This window comes from Streptomyces sp. NPDC044064 (assembly GCF_056434245.1).
Genome location: NZ_JBWKFN010000001.1, coordinates 600,324 through 618,590, shown reverse-complemented (window position 1 = coordinate 618,590; position 18,267 = coordinate 600,324). Strand labels below are relative to the sequence as shown.

General features: G+C 69.9%; 14 protein-coding genes. 6 read left to right on the top strand and 8 right to left on the bottom strand.

Going from position 1 to position 18,267, the window contains the following annotated elements:
- Positions 1 to 40: 40 nt before the first annotated feature.
- Genes AC07DS_RS02775 through nthB form a run of 3 tightly spaced genes read right to left on the bottom strand, consistent with a single transcriptional unit; the run spans position 41 to position 1,652 of the window.
- Positions 41 to 388 (bottom strand): nitrile hydratase accessory protein, encoded by a 348-nt coding sequence (locus tag AC07DS_RS02775; protein ID WP_479142012.1) that lies wholly within the window; start codon positions 386 to 388, stop codon positions 41 to 43.
- On the bottom strand, positions 385 to 984 hold the full coding sequence (gene nthA / locus AC07DS_RS02770; protein WP_479142011.1) for a nitrile hydratase subunit alpha: 600 nt from the start codon (positions 982 to 984) through the stop codon (positions 385 to 387). The genes AC07DS_RS02775 and nthA overlap by 4 nt, the downstream gene beginning before the upstream one ends.
- The gene (nthB, locus tag AC07DS_RS02765) at positions 981 to 1,652 is read right to left on the bottom strand and encodes a nitrile hydratase subunit beta (protein WP_479142009.1); all 672 of its coding nucleotides are present in this window, start codon (positions 1,650 to 1,652) and stop codon (positions 981 to 983) included. The genes nthA and nthB overlap by 4 nt, the downstream gene beginning before the upstream one ends.
- 187 nt (positions 1,653 to 1,839) lie before the next feature.
- Here nthB and AC07DS_RS02760 point away from each other — a divergent pair, with 187 nt between their 5' ends.
- Positions 1,840 to 2,559: a hypothetical protein gene (locus AC07DS_RS02760; protein ID WP_479142007.1), complete on the top strand. Its 720-nt coding sequence runs from the start codon at positions 1,840 to 1,842 to the stop codon at positions 2,557 to 2,559.
- 74 nt (positions 2,560 to 2,633) lie between these two features.
- On the opposite strand, the gene AC07DS_RS02755 is transcribed toward AC07DS_RS02760, so the two are convergent.
- Both AC07DS_RS02755 and AC07DS_RS02750 read right to left on the bottom strand, forming a co-directional pair.
- Entirely contained in the window at positions 2,634 to 3,128 is a 495-nt protein-coding gene (locus tag AC07DS_RS02755) for a PaaI family thioesterase (RefSeq protein ID WP_479142152.1), read from the bottom strand.
- 189 nt (positions 3,129 to 3,317) lie between these two features.
- Entirely contained in the window at positions 3,318 to 3,809 is a 492-nt protein-coding gene (locus tag AC07DS_RS02750) for a winged helix-turn-helix transcriptional regulator (protein ID WP_479142006.1), read from the bottom strand.
- 108 nt (positions 3,810 to 3,917) lie between these two features.
- On the opposite strand from AC07DS_RS02750, the gene AC07DS_RS02745 reads away from it, so the two are divergent.
- Positions 3,918 to 4,616 (top strand): SDR family oxidoreductase, encoded by a 699-nt coding sequence (locus AC07DS_RS02745; RefSeq protein ID WP_479142004.1) that lies wholly within the window; start codon positions 3,918 to 3,920, stop codon positions 4,614 to 4,616.
- Between the two features lie 129 nt (positions 4,617 to 4,745).
- Positions 4,746 to 6,212 (top strand): MFS transporter, encoded by a 1,467-nt coding sequence (locus AC07DS_RS02740; protein ID WP_479142150.1) that lies wholly within the window; start codon positions 4,746 to 4,748, stop codon positions 6,210 to 6,212.
- A gap of 46 nt (positions 6,213 to 6,258) precedes the next feature.
- On the opposite strand, the gene AC07DS_RS02735 is transcribed toward AC07DS_RS02740, so the two are convergent.
- Positions 6,259 to 7,152, bottom strand: coding sequence for a phosphorothioated DNA-binding restriction endonuclease (locus AC07DS_RS02735; protein WP_479142002.1), 894 nt, complete (start codon positions 7,150 to 7,152; stop codon positions 6,259 to 6,261).
- Between the two features lie 174 nt (positions 7,153 to 7,326).
- On the opposite strand from AC07DS_RS02735, the gene AC07DS_RS02730 reads away from it, so the two are divergent.
- From AC07DS_RS02730 to putP, 3 genes are all read left to right on the top strand, one after another.
- Positions 7,327 to 8,709 (top strand): TIGR03084 family metal-binding protein, encoded by a 1,383-nt coding sequence (locus tag AC07DS_RS02730; RefSeq protein WP_479142001.1) that lies wholly within the window; start codon positions 7,327 to 7,329, stop codon positions 8,707 to 8,709.
- A gap of 743 nt (positions 8,710 to 9,452) precedes the next feature.
- Positions 9,453 to 11,840 carry a PP2C family protein-serine/threonine phosphatase gene (locus tag AC07DS_RS02725; RefSeq protein ID WP_479141999.1) on the top strand — a complete coding sequence of 796 codons (2,388 nt, stop codon included), beginning with the start codon at positions 9,453 to 9,455 and terminating at the stop codon, positions 11,838 to 11,840.
- A 176-nt stretch (positions 11,841 to 12,016) separates the two neighbouring features.
- Positions 12,017 to 15,601, top strand: coding sequence for a sodium/proline symporter PutP (gene putP, locus AC07DS_RS02720; protein ID WP_479141997.1), 3,585 nt, complete (start codon positions 12,017 to 12,019; stop codon positions 15,599 to 15,601).
- 697 nt (positions 15,602 to 16,298) lie between these two features.
- Here putP and AC07DS_RS02715 read toward each other — a convergent pair.
- Positions 16,299 to 16,634, bottom strand: coding sequence for a CBS domain-containing protein (locus AC07DS_RS02715; protein WP_479142148.1), 336 nt, complete (start codon positions 16,632 to 16,634; stop codon positions 16,299 to 16,301).
- Positions 16,635 to 16,785: 151 nt separating this feature from the next.
- Positions 16,786 to 18,246, bottom strand: a complete 1,461-nt coding sequence (locus AC07DS_RS02710; RefSeq protein WP_479141996.1) for a DEAD/DEAH box helicase — start codon at positions 18,244 to 18,246, stop codon at positions 16,786 to 16,788.
- Positions 18,247 to 18,267 lie beyond the last annotated feature (21 nt).

Sequence of the window (18,267 nt, the reverse complement as noted above, 5' to 3'; positions counted from 1 at the left end):
CGTGCCACTCGGCCTTGTGTCCGCCCGGAAGGCGTCGCAGTCAACGGGCGTGGTCGCGGTGGTCGTGACCCGGGGAGCGTTGTGCCAGGGCTTGGGCGCGTGTGACGACCTCGTCCGTGGACACGGCGCGGATGCCGGCGAGTACGTCCTCCAGGGCGCCCAGCCACAGTCGGTAGTAGGGGTATGGCCCGCCGTGCTCCCGTGAGGCTGTCCAGTCGGTGATCCGGGCGATCAGCGCGGTCTGGAATTCCGGCCAGCTGAAGAGGCCCGCCTCGTACAGGGTGACGGCCATGCCGAAGGCACGGCTCTCCCACGGCTCGGCGAACACCAGCTCACCGTTGGAGCGGGGAGGTGCTGCCGGGCCCTCGATGTCCAGCGGCATGCTCATGGTGCCGCCACCTCGGCTACGCCGACCATCGCGTCCCTGGTGATCAGTGGCACGAGTTCCTCTTCCGTGAGGTGCTCGGTGCCGGGTGGACGCTCGGGCAGCACGAGCCAGCGCACCTCGCTGGTGGAGTCCCGGACGATGATCTCCACGTCGTCGTCGAGCGTGAGTCCCATCTCGGCCAGCACCGTGCGCGGCTCCCTGACCACGCGCGCGCGGTAGGCGGGGTCCTTGTACCAGCTCGGCGGCAGGCCGAGGACCGGCCAGGGGTAGCAGGAGCACAGCGTGCACACCACGACGTTGTGGGTGGTCGGGGTGTTCTCGACCACGACGATGTGCTCGCCCTGCTGTCCCGAGAAGCCGAGTTCCTTGATGGCGGCGGTGCCGTCCTCGAGCAGACGCCGGCGGTAGTCGGGGTCCGTCCATGCCCTGGCGACGACCTTGGCACCGTTGAGTGGGCCCACGCTCGTCTCGTAGCGGGTGATGATCGCGTCCATGACCTTCGGGTCGATCAGGCCGCGCTCGGTGAGCAGTTGTTCGAGCGCCTCGGTGCGCAGCGCCACGGAAGGGCTCTCGGCAGAGCCGCCGGTGGTGGTCATGCGGTGGTCTCCAGATAGCTCTCGTACATGTCCACGGTGACGGTGAAGGGTTCGGCGTCGGCGCCCCACAGTTCGCGTGAGTCGAACCGCACGGAGTAGACGTGTTGGGGGTTCTCGCCCATGAAGTGCGCATTGGTGTCCGGCAGCACATGGGCGGGCTGGATGATCTCGACGACTCCGCTGTGGCCCCGGACGTAGCGCGGCAGCCGAGTGTGCCCGGGCACGGACATGCTCCTGGCGCGTACACGCTCGCCCACGTGGAAGGCCGGTGAGGTCTCCACGGAGCGCAGCGAGCCCTCGGCGGTGGGTGTGTACCGGGGCACGGAAGGTTCGGGGACCGGTGGCTCGTCCACGTGTTCGCCGTTCAGGTTGCGGGCGCGGGCCTCGACCGCACCGGGCGCCAGGACGGAGTGTTCGGTGAGCATCAGTTCACCGCCGTTGAGCCATCGCCCGTAGTAACCGTCGTCGAGGTAGGCTGCGCGGTCCAGGCGCTCCAACGCATGCCGGAAGGCGTCCGTGTTGACGCCGCCGAAGGCGACGCGGCTGGAGAGAATCGCCAGCGCGAACGCCTTGCGCTGCCAGTCCTCCGCGAAGACGAGCTCCTCGCGGTCCGGTGGATGAACGCGTCCCCAGCCCCGGGTGCCTCCCATGTCGGCAATTCCATCCATGGCACGGCCTCTCATTTGCCGCAGAAGCGGACACGCGATTCCATCGTATTTGCCCGATGTCCTGGCGTCACGCCGTACGCCGTACTGCAATGCGGTGTCGAAGCCTGCGACGTGACCGTGCCGGACGCGCCGATCCAGGCCGAGGGGAACATCGCCACGGCAGGGGGCTGCTCCTCAGGAGACCTGCATGAACGAACTACTCGCCGAGGTGATCGAAGCCCACGGCGGCAACACGCGCTGGCGCCGGCTGACCCGGACGCGAGCCACCCTTGTCAGCGGCGGTCGGCTGTTCGCGATGAAAGGCCTGCCGCAGGATCCCGCGCCGCGCGAGATGACCGTGCTCCTCCACGAGGAGCACGCCTCGGTCAGCCCCTTCGGCGCCCCCGACCAGAAGTCCGACTTCACGCCAGGACGTGTGAGCATCGACAGGATCGACGGGCGAGTGGTGGCCGAACGCGATGACCCACGGTCGTCCTTCAGCGGCCACACTTCGGAGACTCCCTGGGACCCCCTGGACCGCGCCTACTTCAACGGCTACGCCCTGTGGACCTACCTCACCACGCCGTTCCTGCTGGCGATGCCCGGCTTCACGGTCACCGAGATCGAGCCGTGGCGGGAAGGGGGCGAACCGTGGCGGGGACTGCGCGCCACGTTCCCGCCCGAGATCGCCGGCCACAGCACCCACCAGGACTTCTACTTCGGCCCCGACCGGCTGCTGCGCCGACACGACTATCACGTCGATGTGGCAGGCGGGTTCGCCGCCGCGCAGTACGTCCACGACTACGTGGTGGCGGACGGCATCGTGCTGCCGACGAAGCGCCGGGCCTACCGCCGCGACGCCGATGGCTGTCCCATCCTTGATCAGGTCATGGTCTCGATCGACCTCAGCGACATCCACTTCAGCTGACGACACCTGGCCGACGCAGCCCGGGCGGGCCGGCCCGGCTCCGAGGGGTCTTCTCCTCGCGCCGGGCAGGGTGGTCAGCGGGCCGGGACCGGGAAGAGCATGCAGCTGCTGGTGGCGTGGGCCAGGAGCCGGTCGCCGGAGTCGCGGAGCTCCGCCTGGGCGAGCGCGGTGCGGCGGCCGCTGTTGAGGACGGTGCCGACGGCGCGGACCTTGCCGGTCTCGACGGTGATCGGGCGCAGGAACTTCAAGGTCAGGTCGATCGAGGTGTATCCCATGCCCTGCGGCAGCACGGACTGCACCGCGCAGCCGGCCGCCGAGTCGAGGAGCGTGGCGTAGACGCCGCCGTGGACGCTGCCGATCGGGTTGTAGTGCTCCTCGCCCGGCTCCAGTACGAAGACCGCCCGGCCGTGCTCGGCCTCTTCCAGAGCGAAGCCCAGGGCGGCGGCGATCGGCGGGGCGGGCAGGCGCCCGGCCAGGATCTCGCGGAGGAAGCCGAGACCGCTGTGGTGAGGGACGGCGCCTGCCGAGATGGCAGGGTCTTCCCAGCCGAACACGCGTGATCTGTGTATTGCCGTACCCGGTACTGCCGTTCCCGCCGGGTCGGTCGTGTCGGCACACGGGGACTTCTTCGATGTTGCGGACATGCGGCAGCTCCTCGGGGGCGTGTGTCGTCGGTGTGGCGTGCCGGCCGGCGACGGCGGGGGCGGCCCGCTTCTGCGGTGGAACCGTCCTGCCGGATGCTCCGGCCGCCGCTGGGGTCAGGGGCTGTCCGGGCCGACGCGGATGAGGCCCGGGCCGGCGTCGACGAACGAGTCCCCGATCGGAACGTCATGGCCCTCGTCGCAGCGGAGCACCGCGTGCACCGGGGCGCCGCAGTTCTCGTGGCGTACGACCACAGGAGGCCCTTGCTCGTCGGCGGCCCAGGTGTCGCCCCACTGTCGCAGCGCCACGATGACGGCCCGGAAGTCGCGCCCCTTCTGGGTCAGTTGATAGGCGTACCGGGTCCGCTGGCCGGGCTCCTGGTACGGGACGCGCTCCAGGAGACCCGCGGCGGTCAGTTCTTTCAGGCGCGCCGCGGCGGCGGGTTCGCCGATGCCCACACGCCTGGCGAAGTCGTCGAACCGGCGTGTGCCGAAGAACGCCTCGCGCATGATCAGCAGCGCCGTCCTGTTGCCGACGATCTCCAGAGTCCTGGCGACGGAGCAGTTGGCCATGGACCAGGCGTCCCGGTCCTCCAGCAGATCCTTCATCTCTCCACCCTCCACCTGGCTTGCCTCATGCGAAGTCAGCCTATACCGTCATAGCTGACTTCTTCAATCGTAAGTCAGCTGGGGTGGGCACATCCCCACGGAGGAATCATGGACATCAGTACCGCAACCGTCCTGGTCACCGGGGCCAATCGCGGACTCGGCCGGGCACTGGCCCAGGAGCTGCTCGCGCGTGGCGCCACGGTGTACGGGGCGGCCCGCCGGCCGGACCGGATAGATCTGCCCGGAGTGAAAGCGATACGGCTCGACGTCACCGACCCCGCATCCGTCGCCGCGGCTGCCGAGGAAGCCCGTGACATCACGGTGCTGATCAACAACGCGGGCAGTTCCACGGGCGCCGATCTGCTGACCGGCAACTGGGATGCCGTCCGCCTGGAGCTGGAGACCCACTACCTGGGCACCCTCGGCATGATCCGGGCCTTCGCTCCCGTGATCGAGGCCCAGGGCGGAGGCGCCGTCCTCAACATCCTGTCCGCGCTGTCGTGGATCAGTTTTCCCGCCGTCGGCGCCTACGCCGCCGCCAAGGCCGCGGAGTGGAGCCTGACCAACGCGGTTCGCCAGCAGCTCGCACCCCGGGGCATCACCGTCTCCGGACTCCACGTCGGCTACATGGACACCGACATGGCCCGCCATGTCGACGGGCCCAAGACCGACCCGGCGGACGTCGCCCGCGCGGCCGTCGACGGCATTGCCTGCGGGGCTGCCGAGCTCGTCGTCGACGACCGCAGCCGTCAGGTGCAGGCCGACCTCTCCGGTGGCGTCGCCGCCCTTTACCCGCAGCTCGGCTGAGACGAGGACACCGTGACTTCCACTTCTTCTCCCGCCCCGGGCCGGCTCAGGCCGACCGACCGGCAAACCGGTGTCCGGCCCTCGTCGAACCAGCCCTCCCGGCTCGCCGCCGCCGTCACGCTCATCGCGATGTGCCTGGGAGCCATGACGACCTTTCTGCTGGTCACCGCTTCGGTGTCGGCGCTGTCGGCCATCCAGGACGACCTGCACGTCTCCCCGACCGGCCTGGTCTGGATTCCGTCCGCCTACACCCTGCTCGTGGCCAGTCTGGTGCTGTCGGCGGGCACCATCGGCAACCTCTACGGCCGCAAGCGCGCCTTCGTCACCGGCGCCGCGATCATGATCACTGGGTCGCTCATCGTCTACGCGGCGGGTTCGGTGGGAGGCGTCATCGCCGGCCAGCTCGTTTCCGGCGTCGGCGGTGCTCTCATCCTGCCCAACAGCCTGGCCGTCCTCGGGGCCACGTTCCCCGACCCCCACCGGCGCACCGAGGTCGTCACCGTCTGGGCGGCCTCGTCCGGCATCGGGCTCGCCGTCGGCCCTCTGATCGCGGGCTCCCTGCTGGACCACTTCCACTGGAACACGGTCTTCCTGTCGACCGCCGTCCTCGCCGTGGTCACCATGGCCGCCGCCGCCTTCGTCGCCGAATCGCGTGGCCCCGAGGGCAAGCTCGACATCCCCGGACAGGTCCTGGCCGCCCTGGGCATCGCCGCCCTCGTCTACGCCCTCATCGAAGGCGGACACGACGGCTACACCAGCCCCCGCATTCTCACCGCCTGGATCATCGCGGCCGCGGCCCTGACCGGATTCGTCCTCGTCGAGCGCGCCGGCCGTGCACCCATGCTGGACATCAGCCTGTTCCGGTCGGCGTCCTTCAGCGCCGTCATGTTCGTCGCCGCCGTCTCCCTGTTCGGCTTCACCGGCCTGGCCATCCTGTCGGTGCTCTTCTACGAGCGCGTCCAGCATCTGTCCGCCCTGGACGTGGGATGGCGGCTGCTGGCCTTCTTCGGCTTCTACGTCATCGTCAGTTACGCGACCGGACGCGTGATCCGGCGCACCGGCTTCAAGCTCCCGCTGACCCTCGGCTTCCTCGTCGGAGCCGTCGCCGCGGCCGGACTCACCACGCTGGATCCGACCACCCCCTATGCGAGGGTGTGGTGGTTGTACGCGCTCTTCGGCGCCGCCAGCGGAATGGTGGCCGCGCCGAGCACCGCCGCCGCCCTGGTCAGCGTCTCCCATGAACGCGCCGGCATGGCCTCCGGAGCCGTCAACGCCTTCCGGCAGATCGGATCCGTCACCGGGTCCTCCCTCCTCGGCGCACTTCTCGCCGGCCGGCTCCAGTCCCAGCTGCGGGACCGGCTCGACGCCCACCACGTTCCCCGAGCAGCCTGGCCCGCCGTCGAACACGCCGTCTCCACCGGCAGCAGCGGCCACCGGGCGGCCCCGCCGAACGTGACCGCCGCGGTCGGCGACGCCTTCACCTCCGGCGTCCACGCCGGCATGACCGTCATCGCCGCCGTGTTCCTGTGCGCGGCCCTCGCCTCGGCCCTTCTCGTACACAACCGACCGCACCACACCACCGCCACGACGAACTGACGGGCAGCTTCTCGGCTTCGCGCCGCTGCCGACGGTGCCGGGGCGGTCAGGCGGCAGTGGCGGGGCGCGGCTCGCCGTGGAAGACCTGGCGGGCGTGCCAGTCGCGGTGAGCGGCCGCGACAGGGCGTGTGCCGGGCTGCGGGCCGACGAGCGGACGGCCCGCGAGCGTTGTGACTTGCTCGCGGGCCGCGGGGCTGTGGCCGACGAAGCGCTGTGAGACCAGGATGCGGTGATCGTCACCCACGCCGAGGACGCCCTTGTCGAAGAGCTTGTGGTGCAGCGAGCACAGACACAGCCCGTTGTCGACCTCGTCGGGACCGCCGAACGCCCACCAGCGCACGTGGGCGGCCTCCAGCCCGACCGGCACCGCGCCGATCCTGCCGTCGTAACCGCAGAAGGCGCACCGGTACTCGTAGGCGGTCAGCACCAGCTCCCGCATCCGCCGGTCCCGTTGCCTGCGTGCCGCCGAGAGCTGCTCGGTCTGCGCCGGCTCCGGTTCCAGGCCGACGGCTTCGCACAGTTCGCCGTGGAGGGAGGGTGGGAAGTGCAGGTCGAGCAGCAATCGCACGATCCTGCCGAGGAGTTGCGGCTCGCCTCGCAGCGCCGCTCTCAAGTCCGGCGCCAGCCGCCCGGTGGCACCCGCCTCCCGCAGCTCCCGCACTCCGCTTCCCGGGCTGCCGGGCCCCCGATCGGTGCGCACTTCCCATACGCCGTCGCTGACCAGGTGGTGGAAGGGGTAAGCGGGCGTCGTCCTGTTCGCGGGGCCGTACTCGGCCAGCAGCCGCTGGAGGTCCTGCTCCACCGCGCTGTAGCGCAGGGTGCCCTCCGCGTCCTGCTGGAACCGGCCGAGGGCGTACAGGAGCAGCAGCGGTTTGTGCGGAGCGCGCGTCCCGCTCCTGGTCCACTGCCTCAGTCGCGCGGTCCGCTCCAGCCAGTCCATGGCGGCTGATCGTAGACGGGTCGTCGAGACTCGTGCCGTCGTTGTCGGCCGTGAGCAGGTGGCATCGCCGTGCACCGTCGCACCCCGCACGCCGGCACCGGCGATGGGGCTTGGCCGAAAAGGCGCCGCCGGACCGCACCGGGACGGCATGTCCGGCGGGCCGCCGGGAGGGCGATGGCCCGAGGACGGGCCACCCACGCCGAAGCCCTGCGCGGCATCGACAGCCTCTGCCTCGTCACGCCCGTCATGCGGGTCGCGTATGCCGACCAGGTCGCGGCCTTCCTCGACCTCGCCGAAGCCGCCGGCGTACGCCACGTCACCTACCTGAGCACCTACGGCGCCGACGACGCCCCGGCGCAGATCGACATCAAGGACGTCGAAGCCGACCTCGCCGCCCGATCGACCCTCACCCACTCCGTCGTACGCCCCGCCTGGGTGATGCAGAACTTCACCGACACCCACCTGCCCGTCGTCAACGGGGCGATCACGGTCCCCACCGGCAGCGGCACCGAGGCCTTGGTCGACGCGGCCGACATCGCCGCCGTCGCCGGAATCGTGCCCGCCGACTACGCAGTGATGCTCCGATGGCTGACCGGCACCATCGTCAACGGCCAACGCTCCACGCCCAACGACGACATCGAGAAGGTCACCGGCCGGCAGGCGACCACCTTCCGCGAATTCGCGCAGCGCAACGCCCAAGTGGACAGACTCCGGCGGCAGTCGGAGTCTGCCCGCACACTTCGTCTCCGCCGTCGGTCAGGAAGGAGTGACACCATGGCGCACATGTTGAACTACAACCTCGCCGTACCCGATATGGATGACGCCGGTGTCCTGTCCGCGCTGGTGGCTGAGGGCGACGAGCTCGACGTCCTGGTCAGGGCAGTGGAGGACTGGTCCATACCGACACCGGCACCGGGCTGGACGGTCGCCCACCAGATAGCCCACCTCGCGTGGGCGGACGCGAACGCACTCAGCGCCTTACGCACTCCGGACGCGTTCGGCGCCGAGCTCGGGCGGGCGGAAGCCGAAGGCAGCGGGTACGCAGACAAGGCCGCCGCCGCGGGAGCGGCCAAACCGCGGTCGGTACTCCTGGACGAGTGGCGTGCCGGTCGAGCGGAACTGGCGGCGGCACTGCGCGACACGCCATGGGATCACGCATTCCCCTGGTACATGTCGAATGTGACCCCGGCCCTGATGGCGCCCCTTCGTCTGATGGAAACCTGGGCACACGGGCAGGACGTCTTCGATGCTGTGGGCGTGGCACACCGCCCGACGGATCGACTGCAGCATGTGGCGTCGCTGGGGGTGTTGGGACGGGCGCTGTCCTTCGCCGCCGTCGGACTGCCTGAGCCGGCGGACTCCTTCCGTGTCGAGCTGACAGCACCTGACGGCAGGACCTGGGTGTGGGGCCCCGAGGCTGCCGCGCAACGGGTACACGGCGGCGCCATCGACTTCTGCCTGTGTGTCACCCGGCGTCGTCCCTGGTCCGAGACCAACATGACGGCGACCGGCGAGGACGCTCAGAAGTGGCTGGAGGTGGCGCGCGTCTTCCTCTGAAGGCGTGTCGGGGTGCCTGGGTCATGCGAGACGCGTGACGGTCGCGATCTGCCCTCCAGACACGGCGACGGTCCCGGAATGATCACGTGGTGTGTGCCAGTGCGGCAACTCCGAGGCCGGCAGCGGCCGTTCAGCAGTTCTTCGCCCGTTTCGATGACGGCGACCTCCCGGGCATCCTGGAGCTCATCGCTGACCAGGCGGACTGGAACGTCGCCGGTGCCGACATCGCTGATCAGCAACTGGGTCAGCATCAGGCCGGACGGTGTCCGCGAGTCTTCGCCCTCGGGGTCGACAGGGCACTCGCGCTGTTGCCCTGACCACTGCACAGGGTGGGCTCGCTCTGTGCCGCTCGATCTTCGACCGGCTGCCGGCGGAGAGAGGCAGGCAGACGGTTCTGCTGATCGACGGCGATATCGGCATCGGTGGTGATCCTGGCAGCCTGCCGCACCGCTGTCGCGGGTCCAGCGCCCCGACCGGGCGGCTCGTCATCGAGGCCGATGCCCATGACGTCGCAGAACGGCGCATCGCCCGTCTGGAGGACCTTCAGGACCGTCGTGGACCCGTTCGGACCAGAGCACCGGGGGTGCAAATTACTTAGGGTATGAGAGTGGATTTCGTTGTTGGTCCACATGGGCGAGTGTTCGGTGGCGAAAGATCAGACGGCCGAGTTGCCTGGCGCACTCGGAGCAGGGCAGGCCGCGGACTTGCCGTACCAGCAGTCCGCCCTGAATGCTGCCCGCGCCGTGGCTCAGGGTGCCGCCCTGCTGGCCGCTGTGCTGGGGGCGGCAGGCTTCTCCGGCTGGACCTTCGGTATCGACGTCCTCAGGCGCGTGCCCGGTGGCGATGCTGCCATGAACGCGAACACTGCCGTGGCTCTGCTGGCACTGGGTGTCTCCCTGTTTCTGGTGGCTCGCAGCCGCGTCACCCCGTGGGTGACCGCCGTGGAGCGCGCGGCCGGGGCGCTGGCTGTGGTCATCGGTGGACTCACCGCCGTGGAGTACGTGACCGGGGCGGCCCTGGGCATCGATGAACTCCTCTTCAAGGACGACACCGTCCGGATGGCGGCAGAGGTACCCGGCCGGATGGCACCGAATACAGCTGCCGCACTGATGGTCGGGGGCATTGCAGCCCTGTGCGCGAGCGCGTCCCGTCTGCCCGCCTGGACGAGCCAGGTCCCGGGACTGACAGTCCTTACCTTGGGAATGCTGCGGCTGTACGGGTTTGCGTACGCCGTGCCCGAACTTGAGCGGTTCGGCGCGTACAAGGGGATGGCCCTGTACACCGGAGTGGCTTTGGTGCTGCTGGGCATCGCCGCCTTCCTCGCCCGGCCGGACAGTGGTCCTGCCGGACTGCTGATGAATGCGGGCACCACGGGCGCGCTGGGGCGCCGGCTGTTCGCGACCGTCCTGGTGGTACCGCCGATGCTGGGTTGGCTCGTCCTGGCCGGTGAGGATGTGGGACTGTTCGGAACACGGCTGGGTACCGCGCTGCTGGTGTGTGGGCTCGTGGCCGTGTTCACCACGGTCATCTTCGCGACGTTGGTCGTGGGCCGTCGTGTCGAGTTGGCACATGCACGTGCCGAATGGCAGGTGCGGCAGAACGAACTGCTGCAGGCGTTGATGGACCACACGCCCGCGGTGGTGTTCATCAAAGATCTGGACGGTCGCTTCCTGGCGGTCAACACGACCTTCGAGGAGAGCCTGGGCCTGTCTCGCGAACGGGTACTGGGCCGCCGCGACCGGGATGTCATGCCGCCCGACCTCGCGCGTCAGGCGCGCGCCGCCGACCTCGCCATGCTGGCCGAGGGCGCTCCCACACAGCAGGAGGAACTGATTGCCCTGCCCGGGGGGTCGCGGGATTTCCTCACCAGCCTGTTCCCGCTCAAGACCGCTTCCGGCACTCCCTACGCCGTATGCGGTGTGATCACGGACATCACCGACCGAGTCGCGGCCCAGCGCGAAGTACGGCGGGCCAACCGGCGCTTCCTCGCGCTGCTGGAATCGGCTCCCGACGCCCTGCTGATCACGGACGGCCGAGGCGTCATCGTCATGGCCAATGCGCAGGTGCAGAAGTTGTTCGGACGTTCGCCGGCCGACCTCGTGGGTACCCCGGTCGTCGACCTGGCGCCCGTCCTGCGGCGTCGTAGGCACAGCGCACTGCTGCGTGCCTACCTGCGGCAGGTGGATCCGAAGCCGATCGTCCTGGACCACGGCCTCTACGGGCTGCGCAGCGACGGCGCGGAGTTCCCCGTGGAAGTGAGCGTGAGCAGTCTCCGGGCGGAAGAGGAGACACGGGTGTTCCTGACCGTGCGGGACATCACCGAACGCAGACACGCCGAGGCCGAACGCGCCGAGCGCTTCGAGGAGCACCGACGTATCGCCTACACCCTGCAGCACAGCCTCATGGGCGAGCCGTCCTCCCTGCCGTACCTGCCCGCCGCCCACCGGTACCTGGCGTCCGTCCAGGACCCTGGAGTGGGCGGCGACTGGTTCGACATCATTCCGCTGGACGGGCACCGCACCGGCATCGTCGTGGGTGACGTGATGGGTCGCGGCCTGGAGGCGGCGGCCGTCATGGGCCAGATGCGCGCAGCCTCGCACGCGCTGGCCCGCACGGGCGTATCGCCGAGCCGGCTGATGACCGGGCTGGACGCGTTCGTGGCCGACCTGGCGGACCAGCTCGTCACCTGCGTCTACCTGGTGGTGGACCAGAGCAACCACGAGGTCACCCTCTGCTCGGCGGGTCACCTTCCGGTCATTGCCCTGCCCCCCGACGGGCCCGCCCGAATGCTCCGAGCGCCGGTCGGGGTACCGCTGGGCGTCAACGATCCGTGCGACGCAGGGGTGCCGTTCCGGCAGGCGACAAGACCGGTGCCACCGGGCACCACGCTGGCCCTCTATACCGACGGACTGGTCGAAAGGCCCGGTACCGACATCGAGACCCAGATCGCGATCCTCGCCCGCACGCTCGATTTGGCACTGAAAGGAGTACGCGCAGATCAGGAGGGCCTCGACCAGACTGCAGACCTGCTGATCAAGACCCTCCTGCCGGACGCGGCCACGCATGACGACGACGTGACACTGCTCTTGATCGGGCTGCCCATGGCCGAGGAAGAGCACTTCCGTGCCTGATCGCCGTGGTGGCGGTCTTCTTCGGCCTCGGAGTGACGGAGTGCCCGTGCCGGAACCGACGAGGGCGGCACCGGCCGCCGTCGGCGGCCGGAATCTGTACATTTGTGTAGTAGAGGTCACGGCTGCCAGACGTGCGGTTGTAGGCCCGTGCTCATGAACCTCGCAGGCGAGGCAGTATGTCCGACTTGAGTGCGCCGATCGTGGCCACGTTCCTCGTGTACGTGGCCGTCATGATCGGGACAGGTGTCTGGGCCTACCGCCGTACGCACACCTTCGAGGACTTCGCCCTTGGGGGCCGCAGGCTCCCCGCGTTCGTCGCCGCCCTGTCCGCAGGGGCCAGCGACATGTCCGGCTGGCTGTTCCTCGCCTTCCCCGGAGCGGTGTACGCGACCGGTGTCGGTGGCAGCTGGATCGCCGTCGGTCTGGTGCTCGGCACGTACCTCAACTGGTTGTTCGTCGCGCCGAGGCTGCGCACCTACACCGAGCGCGCAGGGAACGCGGTGAGCCTGTCGGCCTACCTGGAGGAGCGGTTCGAGGACCGCACAGGGATGCTCCGGATGGTCTCGGCGGCGGTGACTCTTGTGTTCTTCACCGTTTACGTCGCCAGCGGGCTGGTGGCCGGCGGGCTGCTGTTCGGGCACATCTTCGGCGCCGGGTTCAGGCTCGGGGTGGCCCTGACTGCCCTGGTGATCGTCGTCTACTCATGCCTGGGCGGCTTTCTGGCCGTGAGCCTGACGCACGTCATGCAGGCCACGCTGATGTTCCTCGCCCTGCTCGTGCTCCCGATCGTCGGTATCGCGACGCTCGGCGGGTTCGCAGCGCTTCGTGACTCCCTCAACAGCAAGACGCCCAGCTTGTTGGACATGGGAGCCAAGGTCGACTTCGTGAACGGACGGTGGTCGGGAGGCGGCGGGTCGCTCGGCGCCGTCGCGATCATCTCGTTGCTCTCCTGGGGGCTGGGCTACTTCGGGCAGCCGCACATCCTGGCCCGCTTCATGGGCATCCGCAGCACCGGTGCCGTCCCCGCGGCCCGTCGTATCGAGACGGGGTGGGTCGTCATCGTGCTGGCCGGCGCCACGTTCGTCGGCCTGCTGGGCATCGCGCAGGCCGGCACACCGCTCCACGACCCGCAGACGGTGTACATCGCTCTGAGCCGGACACTGTTCAGTCCGTGGGGCGCCGGCGTCATGCTGATCGCGGTGCTCGCCGCGATCATCTCGACCGCGGACAGCCAACTCCTCGTGTCGTCCGTCGCCCTCACGGAGGACTTCTACCGCGCCTTCCTCAACCGGCGCGCCTCGGACCGGGCCCTGGTGTGGGTGGGGCGCGCCGCTGTCGTCGCCGTGACGCTGGTAGCCTCCCTGATCGCGCTCAGGGGCGGCGGACTGCTGGGCATCGTGGGCTACGCCTGGGCGGGCTTCGGCGCCGCCTTCGGCCCGGTCGTCCTGCTCTCGCTCTACTGGCCCCGCATGACCTGGGCAGGGGCCATGGCCGGGATTGTGTCCGGCGCAACCACGGTGCTCCTGTGGCGCGTGGTCAAACCGCTGCACGGCCCCTTCTGGTCGGGCATCTACGAGATGATTCCGGGCGTCCTGGTCGCCACGCTTGCGGCACTGATCTTCGGCAGGTTCGTCGGCCGGCCTCCGAAACGGGCCTTCTGGCGGATGCCGGGCGGCGGGGTGAGCCAGCTGATGCTCACCCCCTTCCTCAGCCACGCGCCGGTCGGCATCGCCGTCCTCGACACGGATCTGCGATACGTCTGGGTGAACGGGCCGCTGGACCGCCAGATCTCGCTGAAGCGGCGGCTGGGGCGGCGGATGGCGGAGGTGTTGCCGCAAGCCGAGGCCGACGCCTTCGAGGAAAAGATGCGCGAGGTTCTTCGGACCGGCGCGCCGGTGATGGACTACGAGTACCGCGGCGCCGGCTACACGGTGCACGACCGAAGCCGCGCGATCTCCGCCTCCTTCTTCGCGATGAAGGACCGCCACGACCGGAATGTCGGCGTCTGGTACATGATCATCGATGTCACTGAGCGGTGGCGGGCGCAGGAACGCCTGGCCCTGCTCAATGACGCCGCTGCGCGCATCGGCAGCACCCTGGACGTGACGCGGACCGCGCAGGAACTGGCCGACGACGCGGTGCCGGCCGTCGCGGACTTCGTAGCCGTCGACCTGCTGGACTCGGTCACGAGGGGCGAGGAGCCGGCACCCGGGCCGGTTGGTATGTCACCCGTCATCCGCCGTGCGGCCCAGCGGTCGGTCCGTGAGGGATGCCCCGAGGCGTCCCTTGCCGTGGGGGAAACAGTCCGACGTGCGCCCGCGTCGCCCGTGACCCGCTGTCTGCTGGAGAGCAGGACCCTGGTCGAACGGGTCCTGTCCCGCACCAGCAGTCCGTGGGTGACCGTGGACGAGATACTGGGCGCCTCGTTCCTGGAGTACGGCTACCGCTCGGTGATGGTGGTCCCCGTGCGGGCGCGCGGCGTCACCCTGGGGGTGGCGACGTTCGCCCGGTCACGGCGGCTGGGCCCGTTCGAGGACGACGACGTCCGCCTCGCCGAGGAACTCGTCTCCCGTGCGGCGGTGTGCATCGACAACGCACGCCGATTCACCCGTGAGCGCACGGCGGCCCGTTCCATGCAGCGGTACCTGCTGCCGCAGGACCTGACGGGAGGGTCCGCTCTCGCGGTGGCCTCGTGGTACTTGCCGGCGGATGCCCCCAGTGGTGTGGGCGGCGACTGGTTCGACGTGATCCCGCTCTCCGGAGCACGTGTCGCCCTGGTCGTCGGGGACGTGGCCGGGCACGGCATCAACGCGGCGGCGACCATGGGGCGCCTGCGCGTCGCGGTGCGCACGCTCGCCAACCTCGACCTGTCTCCGGACGAACTGCTGGCCCATCTGGACGACCTGGTCATCGGCCTCATGGGGGCGCACGACATTGATACTCCGTCGGCGGCCGAGGGCGAGGCGACGGGCACCGCATTCCTGGGCGCCACCTGCCTGTACGCCGTCTACGACCCGGTCAGCAGGCGGTGCACCATGGCCCGGGCCGGTCACCTCCCCCCGATGATCGTCGCTCCCGACGGCGCCGCCGACATTCTGGACCTGCCCGCCGGACCGCCACTCGGCCTCGGCTACCTCCCGTTCGAGTCCATCGAGACCGAGCTGGAGGACGGCAGCCTCATCGCCCTCTACACAGACGGCCTCATCGAGTCCGTCGACCGGGACATCGACGTCGGGCTCTCCCGGCTGGGCGATGCCCTCGCGGCGCCCCTGCCGACCCTGGCGGAGACCGGCCAGCGAGTCGTCGACAGTCTGTTGACGGGCCCGCCTGCCGACGACGCGGCCCTGCTCCTCGCCCGAACCCGTGTCCTGGCCCCGGACCGCGTCGCCTCCTGGGACCTGCCCAGCGATCCGGCTGCCGTCGCGCACGCGCGCGACCTTGCGGCTCAGAAGCTGACGGAGTGGGGCATCCTCGAGCTGACGTTCACCACGGAACTCATCGTCAGTGAACTGGTGACCAACGCGATCCGCCATGCGACCGGACCGCTCTGTCTGCGCCTCATCCGGGACCGCGGCCTGATTTGTGAGGTCTCCGACGCCAGCAGCACCTCGCCCCGCCTGCGTCACGCGCGGACCACCGACGAGGGGGGACGGGGCCTGCTGATCGTTGCCCGGATCTCCCGCCGGTGGGGCACTCGTTACACGAAGACCGGCAAGATCATCTGGACGGAGCAGGTCATTGCGGCTGACATGATCGGCTAGCCCGGCGGGCGGACCAGCCCTCGCCGAGCAACGTGGATCTGATGGCTCCGGCAGGCGGGGCAGCGGGGCGACTGCCTGCCGTCAAGGTGGTGGACGGGGGGCGATCCTGTCATGCTCGCCCACGATCATGTCGATGTCGATGTCGATGTCGTGCGTGCTGGCCCAGCCATGTCTGCGGTGTTTTCCCCGCCGACCTTGGCGTGGTACCGCCCACAATCGTCCATGAGTGCCGCCTCAGGGACCGGTAGTTGTGCCGCTGCAGCCAGGGCAGGGCATCCAGCGCCTCGGCCGCGTCGAGGAGACGTATCTACCTACCGGCATTTGATGCCCGGGAGCACCACGAAGCAGCACTGCCGGCTACGGCTCGGGCTGGCCGCACCGGTTGTCGCCGGGCAGTCCCGCGACGACAACCGGGCCGGCGGGTCGGACCGGCCTCGTAGGGCCGTGCGGCTCATTGCCGAACCGTCGTGTCCTGTGAGACGCAATTCGCGCCTCCGGCCCGCCACCAGCCGGGTGCCACATCCCTCGGTGTTCCAACCCGCGGACGACGATTCACCTGCCGTCGATTTCGAAATCGTTCACCAGCCGAGCGCATCGTCGTCGGCCCGCGTATCCCAGCTCGGCGCGACCGGGCGAGCGTCGAGAATGCCGGGGGCGGTAACCGGGTGGCGACAGTCGGGCGGGGTCGGTACGACGGTCAGGGCGTGAGAGCGAGCACGCCCAGGGCGTAGCCGTGTTCGTCGATCACGGGGGACACGTCCAGTGTCCGGATCCGCATGGCGGCCTCCGCCTCACCGAGTGTCGATGTGGACGAGGTGAACGGCCCGCGGTCGAGTGGGATGTCCCGCAGCCGTGTCCTGTCGCTATACCATGAGCCGCCGCGGTGTGCGGCGAGCTGGGCCCGGGTGACCAGTCCCGCGCATCGACCGTCCTCGTCCCGGAGGAGCAGGTGCGGGACACGCGCACCGATGAGCACGGACAGGGCCACGTCGACCGCCATGTGGTCGTCGACCTGCGGCCCGGGAGTATGCATGGCGTCGCGGGCGGTCAGACCGGTGCCGTCGGCGCTGTCGAGCTGCTCTGTTCGGGGCGGAAACGTCGTCAAGGGCTTCTCCTCTTCGTTGGGGCGGGCAGGACGGGCGACGGCTCGTCCCGACCGCAGGGAGCGCTTCCCCAGGCTTGGGCTATGGGTTGTTCCTCGGTACAGGCCGACGGCCCCGGGCGGCGGCCCGGCTCCTGTGATGCCGGCCGATGGATCCCTTGCCCTCGGGTCGTCCTTCGACCGGTGCGGCGAGGACGACGGGAACGCCGGAGGGGGTCCGGGCGCCGGTGATGCGCTGAAGCTCGGCCTCGCCCGGGCGGATCCGGGCGGTGCGCGGAGCGATGCCGGCGTCGGCCATCAGACGGTCCACTGTGCGCCGCTGATGCGGCAGCACGAGGGTGACGACGGTGCCGGACTCGCCGGCCCGTGCGGTACGGCCGCCGCGGTGGAGGTAGTCCTTGTGGTCGCCGGGGGGGTCGACGTTCACGACGAGGTCGAGGCCCGTGACGTGGATGCCGCGGGCGGCGACGTTGGTCGCCACCAGGACCGTGACGTGGCCGTCCTTGAACTGGGCGAGCGTCCGGTTGCGCTGCGACTGGGACTTGCCGCCGTGCAGGGCCGAGGCTCGTACCCCGACGGACAGCAGGTGCTTGGTGAGCCGGTCCACCGAGTGCTTGGTGTCCAGGAACATGAGCACGCGTCCGTCGCGGGCGGCGATCTGGGTCGCGGTGTCGTCCTTGTCGGCGTCGCGTACGTGCAGCAGGTGGTGCTCCATGGTGGTGACGGCTCCCGCGGACGGGTCGACCGAGTGCACCACGGGGTCGTGCAGGTAGCGGCGTACCAGAAGGTCGATGTTGCGGTCCAGCGTGGCCGAGAACAGCAACCGCTGGCCGCTCGCGGGAACTTGGTCGAGCAGCGCGGTCACCTGCGGCATGAATCCCATGTCGGCCATCTGGTCGGCCTCGTCCAGCACGGTGACGGCGACCCGGTCCAGCCGGCAGGCCCCCCGCTCCATGAGGTCCTTGAGGCGGCCGGGCGTCGCTACGACGACCTCGGCGCCGGCGCGCAGCGCACTCGCCTGGCGGCCTATCGACATGCCGCCCACCACGGTGGCGAGCCGCAGCCGCAGGGCGCGGGCGTAGGGGGTGAGCGCGTCGGTGACCTGCTGGGCCAGTTCTCGGGTGGGGACGAGTACGAGGGCCAGCGGCTGCCGGGGCTCGGCCCGCTGCCCGTCCAGACGGGCCAGTACCGGCAGGCCGAAGGCGAGCGTCTTGCCCGAGCCCGTCCGACCCCGGCCCAGGACGTCCCGGCCGGCCAGTGCGTTCGGCAGTGTGGCCGCCTGGATCGGGAAGGGCACGGTCACGCCCTCGGCGCCGAGCGCGGTCAACAGCCTTGCGGGCGCGTCCAGTTCGGTGAACGTCTCGACCGCCGGCAGCGGCTCGGTGAGGGTGACCGGCAGGGCGAACTCCTGTCGGCGCGGGGCGGAGCGTGCGCCCTGGCCAGTCTTTCGTCCGGTACCCGGACGGGGACCTGGGCGGCCCGTCCCCTGCGTACGAAAGTGGCTTCCGGAAGCGATTCCGGGGTGACGGGGGGTGCGGTTCATGGCAGAACCTTCCTCGATGCG